The sequence below is a fragment of the Rhodococcoides kyotonense genome (assembly GCF_900188125.1).
Classification (GTDB): domain Bacteria; phylum Actinomycetota; class Actinomycetes; order Mycobacteriales; family Mycobacteriaceae; genus Rhodococcoides; species Rhodococcoides kyotonense.
On record NZ_FZOW01000009.1, the window covers coordinates 24184 to 43459 of the forward strand.

Genomic DNA, 19276 nt, shown 5'->3' on the forward strand with positions numbered 1-19276 from the left:
TACACTCGACCAAGGCCGCCATCGCGGTCAAGCAATTCGTAAAAGGCACAAGCAGCCCCATTCTGCGCGACTCTCGTTCGCTCATCGATGGCCAGGTGACAGTGCCCTGGCTCGTCTCATCGTGTTCTGGCTGTGTTTGTGCCCTCTCGTGGGCGTTCTCCATGGCTGTGGCTTCGTGGCGTGCCCGTAATCCGGAGAGGTTCAACTGCGTGACCCACGCTGTTTCGTCTAGTTCATCTGCTACACCCGCCGCGGACGCCTCCAGCGCACCCGCTCCCATCACGTTCGCCGAGCTCGGTCTCCCCGAGCCCGTTGTCGCTGCGCTCGCGCGCAACTCCATCAGCACTCCCTCGCCCATCCAGGCGATGGCTCTTCCCGACGCCATTGCAGGCAAGAACGTTCTGGGGCGCGCTCAGACCGGTTCCGGCAAGACCCTCGCTTTCGGCTTGCCGATTCTGGCTCGCCTCGCGCAGCACACCGACAGGCCGGCTGCCAAGCGTCCGCGCGCACTCGTGCTCGTTCCTACGCGTGAGCTCGCGTTCCAGGTGGTCGACTCACTGACTCCGTACGCCGGTGCGGTCGGACTGAACGTCCGTGCGGCAGTCGGCGGCACACCGTTCAACAAGCAGGTCGAGCAGCTGCGCCGCGGTGTCGACGTCTTCGTCGCAACACCGGGCAGGCTCGCCGATCACCTTCGCCAGGGCACCTGCGTCCTCGATTCGATCGAGATCACGGCGCTCGACGAGGCCGACCAGATGGCCGACATGGGCTTCCTGCCCGAGGTTCGTGCAGTCTTGGCCGATACGCCGTCCGACGGCCAGCGGATGCTGTTCTCCGCCACGCTGGACCGTGAAGTTCAGTCCCTCGTTCGTCAGTTCCTCCCCGACCACGTCGAGCACTCGACGCAGGACGGCAAGGCCAGCGTGCGGACCATGGATCACTACATGCTGATGGTCGACCGCGGCCAGAAGGACCTCGTTCTGTCCGAGATCGGCGCGCGCGAAGGCCGCACCATCATGTTCGCCCGCACCAAGCTCGGTTGCGACGGAATCACCGATCGCCTGCGTGCCGTGGGAATCGAAGCGGAGTCCCTTCACGGCGGTAAGGCGCAGAGCCAGCGCACTCGCGTACTCGAGCGCTTCAAGAACGGCCGCACTCCGGTCCTCGTCGCCACCGACGTGGCTGCGCGTGGAATCCACGTCGACGGAATCGATCTCGTGGTTCACGTCGACCCGCCCGCAGACCACAAGGATTACCTGCACCGCGCAGGTCGAACGGCACGAGCCGGTGAGAAGGGAACGGTCGTCGCGATCGTCCTGCCGAACCAGCGTCGTCAGATCCAGCGTCTCACCGGCATGGCAGGCGTCAAGGCCACGTCGGTCAACGTCGCACCCGGATCGGCAGAGCTGAGCAGCATCACCGGTGCGCAGAAGCCGTCCGGTGAGCCGTTGCGCGCAGTCAGCAGCCCGCCCCGCGATCGTCGCGACAGCCGTCCCCGTACCGGCGGCTACCAGGGCGACCGCCCTCGTACCGGCGGCTACCAGGGCGACCGGCCTCGTACCGGCGGCTACCAGGGCGACCGGCCCCGTACCGGCGGCTACCAGGGCGACCGGCCCCGCACGGGCGGCTACCAGGGCGACCGGCCCCGCACGGGCGGCTACCAGGGCGACCGGCCCCGCACCGGCGGCTACCAGGGCGACCGTCCTCGCACCCGTCCGAGCTACAACCAGGACGAGTCGAAGTCGGGGGGCTTCCGTAGCCGCACCGAGCGTCGGACGTACGACGGCTTCGACGGGCCCGCTCGCGCTCGCTAGTTCCTGATCGGGTCACAAACCGACTGCACGATGGGTGTCACTTCTTCGGAAAGTGGCACCCATCGTTGCGTTCGAGGGTCGGTCGGACAAGGTCGGATGTGGGGATTGCGCCCTCGAAACGGACTCGGCCACCCCCAGCTTTCGTTTGCGCGCCCGGCAAGGAAAGCTATACCTATGACCTCAGCAAGGGACTCGTCAGAACTCGCCCAGATCGGTGTCACCGGACTCGCCGTGATGGGCTCGAACATCGCCCGGAACTTCGCACGCCACGGACACACCGTCGCGTTGCACAATCGCAGCATCGCCAAGACCGATGCGCTGCTCGCCGAGCACGCTAGCGAAGGAAATTTCGTTCGCACCGAGACGATCGAAGAATTCATCTCAGCGCTGCAGAAGCCTCGCCGGGTCCTCATCATGGTCAAAGCCGGGGACCCTACCGATGCAGTGATCGAAGAACTTGCCGGAGCGATGGAAGAGGGCGACATCATCATCGATGGTGGCAACGCGCTCTACACCGACACCATCCGTCGTGAGGCGTCACTCAAGGAACGCGGCCTCCACTTCGTGGGCGCCGGCATCTCCGGCGGTGAAGAAGGCGCCCTCAACGGGCCCTCGATCATGCCCGGTGGCCCCGCCGAGTCGTACAAGGCTCTCGGCCCGCTGCTCGAGTCGATCTCGGCGCAGGTCGACGGCACTCCGTGCTGCACCCACATCGGACCCGACGGTTCCGGACACTTCGTCAAGATGGTGCACAACGGCATCGAATACGCCGACATGCAGCTCATCGGCGAGGCGTACAACCTGTTCCGCGACGCGCTCGACTACTCCCCTGCGCAGATCGCAGACGTGTTCACCGAGTGGAACAACGGAGATCTCGAAAGCTACCTCGTCGAAATCACCGCCGAGGTTCTGAAGCAGGTCGACGCGAAGACCGGCCAGCCGCTGGTCGACGTCATCGTCGATGCAGCAGAGCAGAAGGGCACCGGCCGCTGGACCGTCAAGGCCGCGCTCGATCTCGGTGTCCCGGTGACGGGTATCGCCGAGGCCGTGTTCGCACGAGCGCTGTCCGGATCGCGTGCACAACGTGCAGCGGCCGTCGGCCTGGCATCCGGTTCACTCGCCGACAAGCCGGCTGACGCCGAGCAGTTCACGCATGACATCAGCCGTGCTCTGTACGCGTCGAAGATCGTTGCCTACGCGCAGGGATTCGACCAGATCGCCGCTGGCAGTAGCGAATACGACTGGAACCTGCACCCCGGTGATCTCGCGACCATCTGGCGCGGCGGTTGCATCATCCGCGCCCGGTTCCTCGATCGCATCAAGGACGCGTACGACGACAACGCCGAGCTTCCCAGCCTGATCCTGGCGCCGTACTTCCGCGAAGCGATCGAGAACGCGATCGACAGCTGGCGTCGTGTCGTCATCACGGCAGCGTCCCTCGGGATTCCGGTTCCGGCATTCGCGTCGTCGCTCGCCTACTACGACGCGCTCCGCGCGGAGCGTCTGCCGGCCGCACTGACTCAGGGGCAGCGTGACTTCTTCGGCGCGCACACCTATGAGCGCACCGACTCCGAGGGCAAGTTCCACACGCTCTGGAGCGGTGACCGGTCCGAGGTTCAGGCCTGATCGAACCAGCTCGACGACCGCGAGCCGTCGACCACGTCAGCCAGCAGCTGTTCGTGGTCGGCGGCTCGCGCTCTCGTCGATGCTTCACGAGCTTGCCGCAGAATCAGATGCTGCCGTCGTACCAGCCCGGAGGCGGGCCGAGGACCGGCTGAACGATGGTCGACTGCAGGTTCCCCTCCCACGGCAACGTGCCGTCGCACGATCGCCAGACCGCTTGGACGGCCCGCACCGGACCCGGCGGGTACATCCGATCGGCGATCGTCAGCCACTCGTCACTTCGCTCGACATCGACGAAGTAGAAGTCGAATCCCTTCGCCCACACTCGCATTCCGGCCTCGAACCGCTGCCTACCGACTGCGACCTGGCGGGCAAGCGAGTTCAGGGCCGAGGCGGACTCGGCAGGATCTCGACCGGTGATCACGATCTCCGGATGTCCGTAGGCCGTCATGCCGATCGTGTAGCAGAACGCAGGATCGATTCCGCTACTGTCGTCCGGATCCTCGCCACCGGACTCGACGTATTGCAGCGCCCACCCGTGCCGATCGATCAGTTCTTCGATGCCGTGCAGGTACTCCTCCAGCGATCGACCGTCGCACATTGCACACATGGCTCCCCCACCCTCGTCGTGGTGACCGCGACGGCCACCGAGTTTCGAACGTATGTTCAGGTCGGACATGATGACGCGAGCCACCGACAGAAACCCGGGGCGGCGGTACTGTTTCCGCTATGGCCGAGCATCGATCGCACGTGGTGAGGTGACGGGTATGCCCGTCCTCGCGATCGTGTTGGCGCTGATCGCAGCGTTTCTGTTCGCCTGCGCGTCCGTCGCCCAGCAGAGCGCGGCCGCGGCCGTACCGGAAGGTGAATCGCTCGTCGCGTCGCTTCTGCGCAGTCCCCGTTGGTGGGCGGGCGTCCTCGGCGACGTCGGTGGGTACGCCGTACAGGTCGCAGCGCTCTGGGTCGGATCCGTCCTGTTGGTTCAACCACTCCTGGTATCGATGCTGTTGTTCGCCCTGCCGTTGTCGGCGAAATTCTCCGGGTACGCGATGACGAGGACGACGTGGGTTCTCGCTGTCTCTCTCGCTGTGGCGCTGGCTGTGTTCATCGTGGTCGGTGACCCGACCGAGGGGCATGCGAATCCTCCTCTGTCCCAGTGGTTGGTGCCGCTGACGATCGCGTTCGGCGTCGTACTTTCGGCCGTCGTGGCCGGACTGCTGATGAAGAATCCGGGATGGAGAGCCTTGCTTCTCGGCGCCGCAGGCGGTCTGTTGTTCGGGATGGCCGTCGCCTTCACGAAGTACGTCACCGACCTGGTGGAACACGACCTCGTCTCCGCCGTGACCGCCTGGCAGACATACGCTCTCGTCTTCTGCGGTGTTCTCGGGTTCTACCTGCAGCAGCGTGCCTTTCAGTCGGGATCGCTGTCCGCATCACTGCCTGCCGTCACGATCGGCGAGCCGTTCGGCGCCGCATTCCTGGGCATCACAGTGCTGGGCGAACGCGTCCGTGACGATCCATTCGAGCTGTCCGTCATCGTCCTGTGCGTCGCGGTCATGATCTTCGCAACCATTGCTCTGTCTCGTTCGCAAGCGGAGGTCACCCAACACGCGGAAGCCGTCTGACAGGTACGCTGGCGCAACGTGCAGTTCCTCGATGGCCAACGGCCCCCGTACGACTTGACCTACGACGACGTCTTCCTGGTACCCAACAGGACCGATGTGACGAGCCGGTTCGATGTCGACCTCTCCACTGTCGACGGTTCCGGCACCACGATTCCCGTTGTCGTCTCCAACATGACCGCCGTCGCCGGCCGCCGGATGGCCGAGACGGTCGCACGACGCGGCGGCATCACGGTGATTCCTCAGGATCTCCCGGTCGAGGCCGTGGCGGACACCGTCGCGTTCGTCAAGAGCCGAGACCTGGTGGCGGACACCCCTGTCGTCCTCGGCCCCGACGCATCCGTGTCGGATGCACTTGCCTTGATGCACAAGCGTGCCCACGGGGCAGTGATCGTCGTGGAGGGCGGCAGACCGGTCGGTGTCGTCACCGAGACCGCGTGTGCCGACGTCGACCGTTTCGCCCGGTTGCGATCGGTTGCGGCCACGAATTTCGTGACCGTCGGGTCCGACGCGTCGCCGCGTGCTGTGTTCGAGGCCTTGGAGGCCGCACACGAGGGCCTGGCGATTCTGGTCGCACCCGACTCCTCACTCGCCGGCGTTCTCACCAGAACGGGCGCAGTACGCACCGGGATCTACACGCCTGCGGTCGATGGCGCAGGCCGACTGCGCATCGCTGCCGCTGTGGGCATCAACGGTGACGTCGCCGCCAAGGCGAAGGCCTTGGTCGAAGCAGGTGCTGATGTTCTCGTGATCGACACCGCGCACGGCCATCAGGAGAAGATGATCGAGGCCCTGTCGGCCATCAAATCCCTCGATCTACAGGTTCCGCTCGCTGCCGGCAACGTCGTGTCGGCGGCCGGAACCCGTGATCTGGTCGCGGCCGGCGCCGACATCGTCAAGGTCGGTGTCGGTCCGGGCGCTATGTGTACGACGCGCATGATGACCGGCGTCGGACGTCCCCAGTTCTCTGCTGTGGCGGAATGTTCGGCCGCGGCAATGGAACTCGGCGCGTCGGTCTGGGCCGACGGCGGTGTACGTCATCCACGCGATGTCGCGCTGGCTCTCGCCGCCGGGGCAGCGAACGTGATGATCGGATCGTGGTTCGCCGGGACGTACGAATCTCCGGGCGATCTGCGCTTCGACCCGGCCGGAAACGCGTACAAGGAGAGCTTCGGCATGGCGTCCAAGCGTGCCGTCGCCGCACGCACGGCCACCGACAGCGCGTTCGATCGAGCTCGAAAGGGTCTGTTCGAGGAGGGTATCTCCAGCTCGAGGATGCGCCTCGATCCGGATCGGCCAGGTGTCGAGGACCTCATCGATCACATTTGTTCCGGCGTTCGGAGCACGTGTACGTATGCGGGTGCACGGACGTTGCCCGAACTCCATGAACGCGCCGTGCTGGGTGTCCAGTCCGCTGCAGGATTCGCCGAAGGGCGTCCACTTCCGAGCGGGTGGTGACGGACGCGGGCACGCGGTACCCGGCAGACGTTAGAATGATTGCTTCTCGACCCAAGTGAACACTTTCGCCGGCCTGCGCCGCTCGGCGCAGACCGAGTCCGCTCACGACGAGCCAGTGCCTTCGAACCGAAGGGCATCACACGCTCGCGACCGGACGAGGCGAAACAACAGGAAGGAACAAGGTGCCCGAGGCACCCGTCATCACCACCGCCGTCGCGTCCAGCGACCAAGGCGACGAGGGCTCCACTTCGGAGGGCTCCTCTATCGAGCCGGGTGACAAACCCGGCGATAGTTCATCTCGACAACCACTGCCCCGACAAGTGCTCTCACCACAAGCGCTGCCCTCGCAGGCGACGTCGCATCGGACACGGCAGTCGGAACCCCATGGCGCGATGCGCCTGTCGCAACTGCGGCGGCGATAAGCAGTGGGCACACTCGTCAGCATTCTCAGTCTCGTCGGGTTCGTTGCGCTGACCGCGGGCACCGCGCTGTTCGTCGCTGCAGAGTTCTCCCTGACTGCCCTGGAGAAGAGCGCCGTCGACTCCGCAGCCACCACCAGCGGTGACATCCGCAGCAGGCAGGTTCAGCGAGCACATCGGACATTGTCGTTCCAGCTCTCCGGTGCTCAGCTCGGAATCACGATCACGACGCTCATCACCGGCTACCTCGCCGAGCCTGTTCTCGCGCGATTCTTCGTGCCCGTCGCAACCGCGCTCGGTGCGTCCGAAGGCGTGGCGTCGGGGCTGTCGCTCGCGGTCGCGTTGATCGTTGCGACGTCGTTCTCGATGATCTTCGGCGAACTCGTTCCGAAGAACATCGCAATCGCGAAACCGATGGCCACGGCCCGCGCGACGGCGGGAGCGATGGCAGGCTTCTCGGCAGTGTTCCGCTGGGCGATCAACGGCCTCAACGGATCTGCCAACATGCTGGTCCGTCGTCTCGGCGTCGAACCTGCGGAGGAGCTGAGGTCGGCTCGTTCCCCGCGCGAGTTGAGTTCGCTCGTTCGGACGTCGGCCCAACACGGGTCACTCGACGAGGGCACCGCTCGCCTCGTCGGCAGGTCTCTGCAGTTCGGTGAACGTACCGCCGAAGAATTGATGACGCCGCGCGTGAAGGTCGAATCGTTGTCCGTGTCGGATACGGCGTCGGATCTGATCGAGACGGCGTCGAGAACCGGGTTCTCCCGTTTCCCGGTGGTCGACGGCGATCTCGACGACACCGTCGGCGTCGTACATCTCAAGCATGCGTTCGCTGTTCCGGCCGCTCGGCGGCGCGACACGCGTCTCGATTCGCTCGCGCAGGACGTGCCGGTCGTCCCGTCGAGCCTCGACGGAGACTCGGTGATGGAACGTGTCCGCTCCGACGGGATGCAGGTTGCTCTCGTCGTCGACGAGTACGGCGGCACGGCAGGCATGGTGACGATGGAGGATCTGATCGAGGAAATCCTCGGTGACGTCCACGACGAGCACGACGAACCCGAGATCGACGTGCTGCGTTTCGGCGACGGATGGTTGTGCTCCGGCCTGCTCCGAATCGACGAGGTCGCTGCTGCGACCGGATACTCCGCGCCCGAGGGTGAATACGAGACCATCGGCGGTCTCGTGTTGTCCGAGCTGGGTCGAATTCCGGTGGAAGGAGACAAGGTCGTGCTCCCCCACTCGTCGTCGGACGATGCAGCCGACTCCCGCGGCGGTTGGGTAGCGCGGGTGACTCGCATGGACGGCCGTCGGATCGACAGGATCATGCTGCAGCCGGTAGCTGCCGAGACGGTCGCCCACATCAGCGCGGAGGAGAAGGCTCATGGGTGATGTGCTCGCTGTCCTGCTCGCAGTTCTGCTGCTTGCCGGAAATGCGTTCTTCGTCGGCGCCGAGTTCTCGTTGATCTCCGCGCGTCGTGACCGGCTCGAATCACTGCTGGCGCAAGGTAAGACGCGTGCGCGTTCCGTCATCGAAGCAGGCCAGAATCTGTCGTTGATGTTGGCTGCGGCGCAGCTCGGAATCACGATCTGTTCGATTCTGCTCGGACGCGTGGCCGAGCCTGCCGTCGCGCATCTGTTCGAGAAGCCGATGGATCTCATCGGCATCCCGGAAGGCCTGCTGCATCCGATTGCGTTCACGGTCGCGCTGGCGCTCGTCGTCGTGTTGCACATCCTCGTCGGCGAGATGGTCCCGAAGAACATCGCAATCGCAGGACCTGAACGCACCGCGATGCTGTTGGTTCCGGCCCATCTGATGTTCATCAAGGTTGCCAAGCCATTGATTTCGTTCTACAACATTTGCGCGAACCTCACGCTGCGCGCACTGCGCATCGAGCCGAAGGACGAGCTGGATTCGTCGGTGTCGGCCGACGAGCTGTCACAGATGATCGGCGAGTCTCGGTCCGAGGGCCTGATCGACGAAGAGGAACACCGGCGGCTGACGCAGGCTCTCGACATTTCCGGTCGCACCGTCGCCGAGGTTCTGATTCCCACTGCCGAAGTTCGCAGTGTGCGCGTATCCGGCTCGGGGACGACGTCGGGCCCCTCTCTCGGGTCGGTGGAAGACGCCGTGGTCGCCACGGGCTTCTCGCGCTACCCGGTGGAAGGAGTAGACGGGTCTCTGGTCGGTTACCTGCATTTGAAGGACGTTCTCGAGTACATGCTCGACGACGCTGCAGGCCCTGACACCGAGATTCCTCGGGCTCATGTCCGCCGCTTGCCGATGATCGCATCGGACACGACCCTCGACGATGCACTGACGCGCCTTCGGCGGACCAACAGCCACCTCGGTGCGGTGCGAGATGCGTCCGGTTCGATCGTCGGCATCGTCGCACTCGAAGATCTCGTCGAGGAGTTCGTCGGCACAGTGCGCGACGGCACTCACCGCATCGCCGACCCGGTGCAGGGGCAGCCGACTCGCGGGAGTGGTTCCTCCTGATCGCGGCTCGTACTGCTCTATCCGAACAGCAGTGGACGGCACTGCGCGCAGCCCATGTCGATCGTGTGAATCGACTCGTGGGTGATTACCTGACGAATCGAGCACGGGGTGCGACGCATCCCGTGCTCGACTTCCTGTTCACCTACTACAGCTACAAACCGGGACATCTTCTGCGATGGAACCCTGGATACGGCGTGCTCCTCACCGGCGACAGTGCGCAGGAGTACGCAGGATTCGCGTCGTACGAGCGAGTCGACGACGGCATGCGCGTCCGAGAATCCTTGCTGGATCGGCGACGGTCGGCCGTCGAGTTCACGCTCGGGCTGCTGCAGGCGACGGCCGGTCGACAACCGCATCACGGGTGCTTCGGACTGCACGAATGGGCAATGGTCTACCGCGGGGGCCAACCCGCCCTACGACACGGCTCGGTCCCCCTGCGGCTGGGTCACGACGGCACCGATGCCGTCGTCGATTCGATGAAGGTGCGCTGCACGCACTACGACGCCTTTCGTTTTTTCACCGAGGACGCCGTGCCACGCAACCTGCTTCGGCTCGAGCCCTCCAGTCGTGTGGAGAACGAGCAACCCGGGTGTGTTCACGCGAGCATGGACTTGTACAAGTGGAGCTACAAACTGGCTCCCTTGATCGATTCCGAGCTCGTCACCGACTGCTTCGAACTGGCACTTGCAGCGCGAACGGTCGACATGCGTGCCAGTCCATACGACCTGTCGGCCTACGGATTCGAACCGATCGCCATCGAAACACCGAGCGGCAGGTCGGAATATGTCCGCGCGCAAACCGACCTGACGGCCAGGGCTGCACCTCTCCGGTCGGCACTCATCTCGCGGTGTGAGAACCTACTCATGAACGGCGGCGATCCCGCCCGACCTACTGCCGAGTAACATCGTTGACGATGTCGTTGGGGCGTCGATGGAGTCGCCCGTGACCGGAAAGAGCGAGGGATTCATGACCGATCGCAAAACTGTTGGAGGTCTTCAGGTCGCCGAGGTGCTGTACGACTTCGTGCAGAACGAGGCGCTGCCGGGTACCGGAGTCGATTCCGCGAGGTTCTGGGCAGGCGCCGAAGCCCTCATCACCGACCTGGCCCCGAAGAACAAAGCCTTGCTCGGTGTCCGCGACGAGATTCAGGGCAAGGTCGACGCCTGGCACGGCGAGCACGCAGGCCCGAACTACGACAAGGCCGCGTACAAGACGTTTCTGAAGGACATCGGCTACCTCGTCGACGAGCCCGCCGACTTCTCCATCACCACCTCCGGTGTCGACACCGAGATCACCTCCACCGCCGGCCCGCAGCTCGTCGTCCCGGTGTTGAACGCCCGCTTCGCGATCAACGCCTCCAACGCCCGCTGGGGATCGCTCTACGACGCGTTGTACGGCACCGACGCCATCCCCGAAACCGGCGGCGCCGAAAAGGGCACCAGCTACAACAAAGTCCGCGGCGACAAGGTCATCGCCTACGCCCGAAACTTCCTCGACTACGCCGCACCCCTGACCACCGGCAGCCACGCCGGCACGACGAAGTACGTCGTCGACGCCGCCTCACTGACCGTCACCCTCGCCGACGGCACCACCGTCGGACTCGAGGACCCAGCCCAGCTGCTCGGCTACCACGGAACCCCCGACGCACCGACTGCGATCCTGCTGCGCCACAACGGCTTGCACTTCGAAATCCAAATCGATGCAGACAGCCCGATCGGGAAGACCGACGCCGCAGGCGTCAAAGACGTCCTCCTCGAATCCGCCGTCACCACCATCATGGACTTCGAGGACTCCGTCGCCGCCGTCGATGCCGACGACAAAGTCCTCGGCTACCGCAACTGGCTCGGCCTCATGCGCGGCGACCTCACCGAAGAAGTCTCCAAAGGCGGAAAAACCTTCACCCGCACCCTGAATCAAGACCGGGTCTACACATCGGTCGACGGCTCGGAGTTGACCCTGCACGGACGGTCCCTGCTGTTCGTCCGCAACGTCGGCCACCTCATGACCTCCGATGCGATCTTGGATGCCGACGGCAACGAGGTCCCCGAAGGCATCCTCGATGCCCTGTTCACCTCGCTGACCGGGCTGCATTCGTTGGCCGGAGACAACGTGCTGAAGAATTCCCGGACCGGGTCGTTGTACATCGTGAAGCCGAAGATGCACGGCCCCGACGAGGTCGCGTTCACTGCGGAGTTGTTCGGTCGTGTCGAACAGGTGTTGGGTCTGCCGGTCAACACGCTCAAGGTCGGCATCATGGACGAAGAACGCCGCACCACCGTCAACCTCAAAGCCGCCATCGACGCAGCCAAGGAACGGGTGGTGTTCATCAACACCGGCTTCCTCGACCGCACCGGCGATGAAATCCATACTTCGATGGAAGCCGGACCGGTCGTGCCGAAGGGTGAGATGAAGGCTCAGACCTGGATCAAGGCGTACGAGGACTTCAACGTCGATACCGGCCTCGCCGCAGGCTTGGAAGGCAAAGCGCAGATCGGTAAAGGCATGTGGGCCATGCCCGATCTGATGGCCGACATGCTCGAGCAGAAGATCGGGCACCCGAAGGCCGGTGCGAACACCGCCTGGGTGCCGTCACCCACCGCCGCCACCCTGCACGCCTTGCATTATCACCAGGTCGACGTCTTCGCCCGCCAAGAAGAGATCGCCAAGAACAAGCGCGCCAGCGTCGATGAGATCCTGGAGATCCCGTTGGCACCGTCCACCGACTGGACCGACGAGCAGAAGCAACGCGAACTCGACAACAACGCCCAGTCGATCCTCGGCTACGTCGTGCGGTGGATCGACCACGGTGTCGGATGCTCCAAAGTCCCCGACATCAACGATGTTGCGTTGATGGAAGACCGCGCGACACTGCGCATTTCGTCGCAGTTCCTCGCCAACTGGATCCGCCACGGCATCGTCACCGAAGACCAAGTCCGCGAATCCTTGCAGCGGATGGCACCGGTCGTCGACCGCCAGAACGCGAGCGACAAGACGTACACGAATCTGGCACCGGACTTCGACAGCAACATCGCCTTCCAAGCCGCCAGTGACCTGATCTTCCAGGGCACCAGCCAACCCAACGGCTACACCGAACCGATCCTGCACCGCCGCCGACGCGAGTACAAGGCTGCGGCAAAGTAGTCGAGTCACTCCGCAGCGTCCGCTCCCGCACACCGCTTGTAGTCTTTTCACGTGGGCGAACATAGAACTTCGGGTGGCACCCGAGGTGTCAGTAAAGGCCCAGTGATCGCGGCGGGCATCATCCTCGTGATGGTGCTCGCCGTGTTCGGGTGGTTTCAACTACGGGACAGAATCGCGGACCAAGGTGTCCAGGCCGCAGACACGTGCGTCGAGGGTCCATTGACGTTGCCGGTGACGGTGGATCCCGACATCTCCCCGATCGTGACCGACCTCGCGGCCCGCTTCAGCGACACCCGTCCAGTCGTACGCGATCACTGCATCACGGTCGCGGTGGCAACGGCAGCGACAGGATCGATGACAGATGCCGTCGCTGCGGGCGCGGCTGCGTGGGATCAGCAGGTCCTCGGCCCCGTCCCCGCACTGTGGATTCCACGATCGACGGACGCGCTGCAGGGACTTCCCGCAGGGACGGTCGACGGAAGTCCCCGATCCGTCGCATCCTCGCCAATTGTCTTGGCCGGCCCCGACGCAGTTACCACGGCGCTGTCGGCTGCCGGAATCACGTGGGCCGACCTGGCCCGTCTGCAGCGTGCACCCGACGGTCTCGACGCTCTCGGGCTTCCGGGGTGGGGAGGCCTGCGACTGCAGTTGCCCGTCGGTGACAACTCGGACTCGACTTCCGCCGCGCTTGCCGCGGTCGCAGCGTCGACCTCCGACACAACGGAACAGCCACTGACTACAGAACAAGTTCGCAGTGGGGCCGTCGTCTCGGCGATGTCGGCGCTTGCAACGACCGATCGCGGACAGAGTGCAGTCTCCCCGGACTCGACAGATGCCGCGCTGGCGCGAGTGAGCGCCGATCCGTCGGCGAACTCCGATGTCCACATGGTGCCCGTGACCGAACAGCAGCTTCGGGCCTCGGCGCAGACCGGCCTCGCGACGTTCGCGCCGGGCGGCGCGACACCCGTGGCAGACCATCCCGCAGCCGTCCTCGGGAGCGCGTTCGCGGACGACACACTGCGGCGAGCGGCGGCTCAGTTCGCCGACTTCGCACGACAGCCGGACAACGCAGCTGTCTTCTCCGATGCCGGTTTCGGGATCGGCGACGAGGCGACGAATTCTCCTGTGGCGTCGGCCGATACCCGACAGGCGCTCACGGATGCCGTCGAGAATCCCGCAACACTGCGTCGCACTACCGTTCTGCTCGATGTATCCGGATCCATGGAGACCGTCGAAGGCGGGCGAACAAGACTCCAGAACACCGTCGACGCACTGAACCGACAGTTCGCGTCCGTGGTCGGTTCGTCCGACATCGGACTGTGGGTCTACAGCGCAGACCTCGACGGCCAGCGTGCATTCCGAACGGCTGTGCCGACGGGTCCCGTCGACGAACAGTTGTCGACGGGCACACGACGTGACGAGCTCGTATCGACTGCGAACTCGTTGCGGCCGGAAACGTCGACGTCGACCTACGAATCGGTGACAGCGGCGTACATCGACGCGGTGGACAACTACGTCGCAGGACGACCCAACAGCGTGGTGCTGGTGACGGACGGACCGAACGACGATACGTCCATTTCTTCCGAACGCTTCCTGACGATGCTGTCCGGATTGGCCGAGCCCGATCGACCCGTCGCGATCGATGTCGTATCCCTCGGAACCAATTCGGACATCCGTACGTTGCAATCGATGTCCGACACAACCGGTGGTTCGACGACGACTGTCTCCACGTCGGATAGTCAAGAGCTTCCCGACCTCATCCGAAAGTTGCTGTACTGAAACATGACACGACTGCTCGTGTTCGGCACGTTCCTCGCGCTCGTAGGACTTCTGCTACATCTGCGCTACGTCAGGGCAACTCGCCTGCCGCGTCCGTTCTCCATCATCGTCGACACCGTGTTGGTCGTCATGTGGGCTCTTGCGCTGATCGGGATCGGTTCCGGTGAGCTCTTCGACCCCGCGTGGGCCCGCGGTCCGGCTTTCGTGGGTCTCAGCTGGCTCGCAGTGGTGTTGTACCTGGTTCTCGGTACGGCTCTGATCGGGCTCGTCACGCTCGGCATTCGCATCGTGTACCGGTTGCGTGGCAAGGACTCCACGGACACCCGTCGTCGGGTCACGCGTGTCGGCTCTGCTGTCGTCGCAGCAGCCTCGGTCCTTGCTGTCGGTTACGGCGTGGTCGAAGCCGCGACGCCGAGAGTCACGGAGACGACCATCGCCCTCGACCGCCTGCCGGCCGAATTCGACGGGCTCAGAGTCGCTCTGGTGTCCGACATTCATGCCGGTCCTTCCCGGGGTCGGGACTTCGTACAGAAGATCGTCGACGACGTCAATGCGCAGTCACCGGACATCGTCGTTCTCGACGGAGACCTGATCGACGGTACCGTCGAGCTCGTCGGATCGGATCTGGAACCGCTGCAGCAACTCTCGGCCCCTCTTGGTGTCTTCGGAGTCAGCGGTAATCACGAGTTCTATGCGGACGACGGAGGCAAGTGGCTCGACCTGTGGTCGACGCTCAGCGTGACGGTCCTGCGAAACGAACGCGCTGCGGTGAGCAGAGGCGGAGCCGAGATCGACGTCGTCGGAATCAACGACGCAACCGCGCCCGCACCGTACGAACCCGATCTCGCATCCGCATTGGACGGCCGCGACCCCGACCGGTTCGCGTTCCTTCTCGCCCATCAGCCACTCCAGGCGATCGAGGCGTCCGAGATGGGCGTCGATCTCCAGGTATCGGGCCACACCCATGCGGGCCAGATCTGGCCGCTTCGCTACGTCGTTCCCCTGCAGCAGCCGAGCGTCGAAGGACTGGACCGCGTCGGCGAGACCACGCTGTACACCACGCGCGGCGCAGGAGCGTGGGGTCCACCTGTCCGGGTTGCAGCACCGCCGGAAATCGCGATGCTGCAACTCGTCTCGTCGTAGTCGGCTAGGCGAAGGACTCGATCGGCGGGCACGAGCAGACCAGGTTGCGGTCTCCGTGCGCGCCGTCGATTCGTCGGACCGCAGGCCACACTTTGGCGCGTCCGGCAAGTGCCTCGGGAAACGCTGCTTCCTCGCGCGTGTAGGGATGGTTCCAGTCGCGCGCGAGACTGCGCGCGGTGTGCGGCGCGCCGCGCAGAGGGTTGTCGTCGACGGGCCATTCCCCCGATCCGACGCGGTCGATCTCCGACCGTATGGCGATCATGGCGTCGCAGAAGGCGTCGATCTCGTCGAGGTCCTCGCTCTCGGTGGGTTCCACCATCAGCGTGCCTGCAACAGGGAAGCTCATGGTCGGCGCATGAAAACCGTAGTCGGCCAGTCGCTTTGCGACGTCGTCCACAGTCACTCCGGTCCGCTTCGTCAGGTCGCGGAGATCGAGGATGCACTCGTGCGCGACCATGCCGTTCTCGCCCGTGTACAGCACAGGAAAGTGCTCGTCGAGTCGCCGGGCGATGTAGTTCGCCGACGCGATGGCCGTCAGCGTCGCCCGGCGCAGCCCGACCGCCCCCATCATGCGGATGTACGCCCACGTGATCGTCAGAATGGATGCGCTACCGAACGGCGCTGCGGACACGGCGCGACCGCCGCCCAGTCCGTCCCGCAGGGGGTGTCCGGGCAGGTAGGGCTGTAGGTGCGCCCGAACCCCGATGGGTCCGACGCCCGGGCCACCGCCACCATGGGGAATACAGAACGTCTTGTGCAGGTTCAGATGGCTCACGTCTCCCCCGAATCGGCCCGGGCGGGCCAGTCCGACAAGGGCATTGAGGTTAGCGCCGTCGACGTAGACCTGGCCTCCGGCGTCGTGCACGGCCGCGCAGATGTCGTCGATCTCGTGCTCGTAGACGCCGTGGGTGGACGGGTAGGTGATCATGATCGCGGACAGCGAGTCGGCGTGCTGATCGATCTTGGCGCGCAGGTCGTCGACGTCGACGTCTCCGTTGGTTCGGCACGCCACGACAACGACCTTCATGCCCACCATGACCGCCGACGCGGCATTGGTGCCGTGCGCGCTCGACGGTATGAGACAGACGTCGCGGTGCCCTTCGCCGCGACCGACGTGGTAGTCACGGATCGCAAGTAGTCCGGCGTACTCCCCCTGACTACCGGCGTTGGGCTGCAAGCTGACTGCGTCGTAGCCCGTGATGTCGACGAGCCACTTCTCGACGTCGGCGACGATGGATCTGATGCCCGCGGTGTCGGTGTCCGGTGCGAACGGGTGAAGCCGCGCGAACTGCGGCCACGTGATCGATTCCATCTCTGCTGTCGCGTTCAGTTTCATCGTGCACGACCCCAGCGGGATCATGCTTCGATCCAGAGCGATGTCCTTGTCGGACAACATACGTAGGTACCGGAGCATCGAGGTCTCGGTGCGGTGACGGGTGAACGCCGGGTGGGTGAGGAACTCCGACTCCCGCACAAGCGACGACGGGAGCGACTCTGCCGGGTCCGTGTCGGTTCGGCCCGCGCCGAACGCCCCGAGGACTGCATCGATGTGGGCGGGCGTCGTCGTCTCGTCGCACGAGATACCCACGGTGTCCGCGTCGACGAGGCGAAGATTGACGCCTGCACGCTTGGCTGCGGCCACGACATCGACCGCGCGGCCGGGCACGAATGCGCTGACGGTGTCGAAGAAGCTGTCCGTCGTCAGCGCGACGCCGCTCCCCCGAAGGCCGTCGGCCAAAGCCCGGGCACGTGAATTCACCTGTGTCGCAATGGAACGCAACCCGTCACTGCCGTGGTAACTCGCATACATCGCTGCGACGATGGCTAACAAGACCTGCGCTGTGCAGATGTTGGACGTCGCTTTCTCCCGACGAATGTGCTGCTCACGTGTTTGCAACGCCAAGCGGTAGGCCATGTCGCCGTCGGCATCGACGGACACCCCGACGAGCCTGCCGGGGAGCTGGCGCGAATGTGCCGAGCGAACGGCGAGGTAGCCGGCATGGGGGCCACCGTATCCCATGGGTACGCCGAACCGCTGCGTGGTTCCGAAGCAGATGTCGGCGCCGGACTCTCCCGGTGACTTCAAGAGTGTCAGCGCGAGAAGGTCCGCGCCCACTGCCACCAATGCTCCCGCGTCGTGAGCCCGTGCGATCAGGTCCTCGTGGTTCACGACGACGCCACTGGCACCGGGAAACTGCACCAGCACACCGAAGAAATCGCCGTCCGGCAGTCCGTTGGTCACGTCGTGTCGGACCAGTTCGATTCCGAGCGGTTCCGCACGCGTTTCGAGCACTGCCAGGGTTTGTGGGAACACGTCGGTGTCGACGACGAAACGTGGCGACTTCGATGCGCGGTTGGCGCGACGCAGCAGCGTCATGGCTTCGGCTGCCGCGGTGGCCTCGTCGAGCATCGACGCGTTGGCGACATCCATACCGGTGAGATCCGCGACCATGGTCTGGAAGTTGAGCAGCGCCTCGAGCCGACCTTGGCTGATCTCGGGCTGATAGGGCGTGTAGGCCGTGTACCAGGCCGGATTCTCCAGGATGTTCCGTGTGATGACCGGCGGCGTCAGTGTGTCGTAGTACCCGAGCCCGATCATCGATACCGCAACGGTGTTCTGCGCCGCTCTGTCGGCGAGCTCGGCAAGGGCGTCGTGCTCACCGACAGGGGTCGGGAGTAGATCCAAACCGTCGCCTACACCGGCGGTGGCCGCGTCGAGAATCGCAGCAGGGACGGACTTCGTTGCGAGGCCGTCGAGCGTGGGCACGCCGATCACGTGCAGAATTCGCTCGAGTTCTTCGGAATCGGGACCGATGTGCCGATCCGCGAAGACGCGTGCGGTCGAGGACAGGTCAGGGCGGGAAGCCGGTGCGCTCACGAGACACTCCAGGTGCATACGACAGGGGCCCTCCCCCTCTGTCGTATGCCCACCGAGGCGGGCGCCTGAGAGATTCGGCTCGATCGACTCCGACGTCGACGGCCTTTCCCCTTGGGCGGATGGGTTGTCCCATCACTTTCCAGAGACGTCGAGGCTCGCACGGTCCGTGTGCCTGAGAGATTGACGGGGAGGTGTTGCTCCTTCGGCGCCCGTGACCGGCTGCCACGGAACTCTCCCGCGCAAGCGCGACGTCCGACGAGTCTAACCGGTCTTGCGGCTCGCGCGATTCTTGCGGCGTGACGCCAGTTCGTCTTCCGGAGTGGCCTCGAAGTCGCCTCCGTCGGCGCGTTCGGCCGGGAAGTCCGCGATGAGACCGGTGAGCTCACGCATAGCGCCGTTCACGGCGATGCCGAACACACCCTGACCGCCCTGCAGCAGGTCGACGACTTCTTCGGCGGACGTGCATTCGTACACCGTGGTGCCGTCGGAGAACAAAGTGATGTTCGCCAGATCGCCGACGCCACGCTGGCGCAGATGATCGACAGCGACGCGGATGTTCTGAAGCGAGATCCCGGTGTCCAGTAGACGCTTGACGATCTTGAGGACGAGCATGTCCTTGAAGGAATAGAGCCGCTGACTACCGGATCCCGCAGCGCTCCTGATGGAGGGGACGACGAGGCCGGTGCGTGCCCAGTAATCGAGCTGTCGGTACGTGATACCGGCTATCTGGCAGGCGCTGGGCACTCGATAGCCCACGAGATCGTCGGGGACGGAATCGTCCGGAAAGAGGCCCGGCTGAAAGTCCGGAACGGCGGCTTGCGAGGCGGACCGAGATGTCGTGCCGGGTGACGCGGAGTCCACCGTGTCCGCTTCAGCGGTGCCCTGCGTGTCGGTCGCTGAAC

13 protein-coding genes and 1 riboswitch are annotated in these 19276 nt (G+C 64.8%); of the genes, 10 read left to right on the plus strand and 3 right to left on the minus strand.

The annotated features are described in order from the left end of the window. Positions 1 to 209 precede the first annotated feature (209 nt). Positions 210 to 1814 (plus strand): DEAD/DEAH box helicase, encoded by a 1605-nt coding sequence (locus CHB96_RS15885; protein ID WP_089247920.1) that lies wholly within the window; start codon positions 210 to 212, stop codon positions 1812 to 1814. 174 nt (positions 1815 to 1988) lie between these two features. Next, complete coding sequence (gene gnd, locus CHB96_RS15890) at positions 1989 to 3440, plus strand: NADP-dependent phosphogluconate dehydrogenase (protein ID WP_089247922.1); 1452 nt, start codon at positions 1989 to 1991, stop codon at positions 3438 to 3440. Positions 3441 to 3543: 103 nt separating this feature from the next. Here gnd and CHB96_RS15895 read toward each other — a convergent pair whose 3' ends face one another. Continuing rightward, complete coding sequence (locus CHB96_RS15895) at positions 3544 to 4131, minus strand: DUF4262 domain-containing protein (protein ID WP_245865752.1); 588 nt, start codon at positions 4129 to 4131, stop codon at positions 3544 to 3546. A 64-nt stretch (positions 4132 to 4195) separates the two neighbouring features. On the opposite strand from CHB96_RS15895, the gene CHB96_RS15900 reads away from it, so the two are divergent. The 8 genes from CHB96_RS15900 (at position 4196) to CHB96_RS15935 (ending at position 15496) form a co-directional block, all read left to right on the plus strand. Further along, positions 4196 to 5062 (plus strand): DMT family transporter, encoded by an 867-nt coding sequence (locus tag CHB96_RS15900; protein ID WP_089248282.1) that lies wholly within the window; start codon positions 4196 to 4198, stop codon positions 5060 to 5062. 18 nt (positions 5063 to 5080) lie between these two features. Further along, a complete protein-coding gene (gene guaB1 / locus CHB96_RS15905) occupies positions 5081 to 6517 on the plus strand; it encodes a GMP reductase (protein ID WP_089247924.1) in 1437 nt (478 codons plus the stop codon). Between the two features lie 425 nt (positions 6518 to 6942). Then, complete coding sequence (locus CHB96_RS15910; protein ID WP_089247926.1) at positions 6943 to 8325, plus strand: hemolysin family protein; 1383 nt, start codon at positions 6943 to 6945, stop codon at positions 8323 to 8325. Then, positions 8318 to 9433, plus strand: a complete 1116-nt coding sequence (locus CHB96_RS15915) for a hemolysin family protein (protein WP_089247928.1) — start codon at positions 8318 to 8320, stop codon at positions 9431 to 9433. The genes CHB96_RS15910 and CHB96_RS15915 overlap by 8 nt, the downstream gene beginning before the upstream one ends. Beyond that, entirely contained in the window at positions 9433 to 10335 is a 903-nt protein-coding gene (locus CHB96_RS15920; RefSeq protein WP_371829028.1) for a 3-methyladenine DNA glycosylase, read from the plus strand. Before CHB96_RS15915 ends, CHB96_RS15920 begins: the two co-directional genes overlap by 1 nt. Positions 10336 to 10399: 64 nt before the next feature. Beyond that, the gene (locus CHB96_RS15925) at positions 10400 to 12574 is read left to right on the plus strand and encodes a malate synthase G (RefSeq protein WP_089248284.1); all 2175 of its coding nucleotides are present in this window, start codon (positions 10400 to 10402) and stop codon (positions 12572 to 12574) included. Between the two features lie 51 nt (positions 12575 to 12625). Continuing rightward, on the plus strand, positions 12626 to 14353 hold the full coding sequence (locus CHB96_RS15930) for a substrate-binding domain-containing protein (protein ID WP_245865756.1): 1728 nt from the start codon (positions 12626 to 12628) through the stop codon (positions 14351 to 14353). A 3-nt stretch (positions 14354 to 14356) separates the two neighbouring features. Next, complete coding sequence (locus tag CHB96_RS15935) at positions 14357 to 15496, plus strand: metallophosphoesterase (RefSeq protein WP_089247932.1); 1140 nt, start codon at positions 14357 to 14359, stop codon at positions 15494 to 15496. A 4-nt stretch (positions 15497 to 15500) separates the two neighbouring features. On the opposite strand, the gene gcvP is transcribed toward CHB96_RS15935, so the two are convergent. Both gcvP and CHB96_RS15945 read right to left on the minus strand, forming a co-directional pair. Continuing rightward, the gene (gcvP, locus tag CHB96_RS15940; protein ID WP_089247934.1) at positions 15501 to 18392 is read right to left on the minus strand and encodes an aminomethyl-transferring glycine dehydrogenase; all 2892 of its coding nucleotides are present in this window, start codon (positions 18390 to 18392) and stop codon (positions 15501 to 15503) included. Between the two features lie 132 nt (positions 18393 to 18524). Next, positions 18525 to 18622: riboswitch (glycine riboswitch) on the minus strand. 13 nt (positions 18623 to 18635) lie between these two features. Further along, positions 18636 to 19235, minus strand: a complete 600-nt coding sequence (locus tag CHB96_RS15945) for a MerR family transcriptional regulator (RefSeq protein WP_089248288.1) — start codon at positions 19233 to 19235, stop codon at positions 18636 to 18638. Between the last annotated feature and the right edge of the window lie 41 nt (positions 19236 to 19276).

Bases quoted from the DNA above. Each gene is read 5' to 3' on its own strand.
- gcvP (WP_089247934.1), bottom strand. From the start codon at position 18,392: ATGCACCTGGAGTGTCTCGTGAGCGCACCGGCTTCCCGCCCTGACCTG.
- gnd (WP_089247922.1), top strand. From the start codon at position 1,989: ATGACCTCAGCAAGGGACTCGTCAGAACTCGCCCAGATCGGTGTCACC.
- CHB96_RS15915 (WP_089247928.1), top strand. From the start codon at position 8,318: ATGGGTGATGTGCTCGCTGTCCTGCTCGCAGTTCTGCTGCTTGCCGGA.
- CHB96_RS15925 (WP_089248284.1), top strand. From the start codon at position 10,400: ATGACCGATCGCAAAACTGTTGGAGGTCTTCAGGTCGCCGAGGTGCTG.
- CHB96_RS15935 (WP_089247932.1), top strand. From the start codon at position 14,357: ATGACACGACTGCTCGTGTTCGGCACGTTCCTCGCGCTCGTAGGACTT.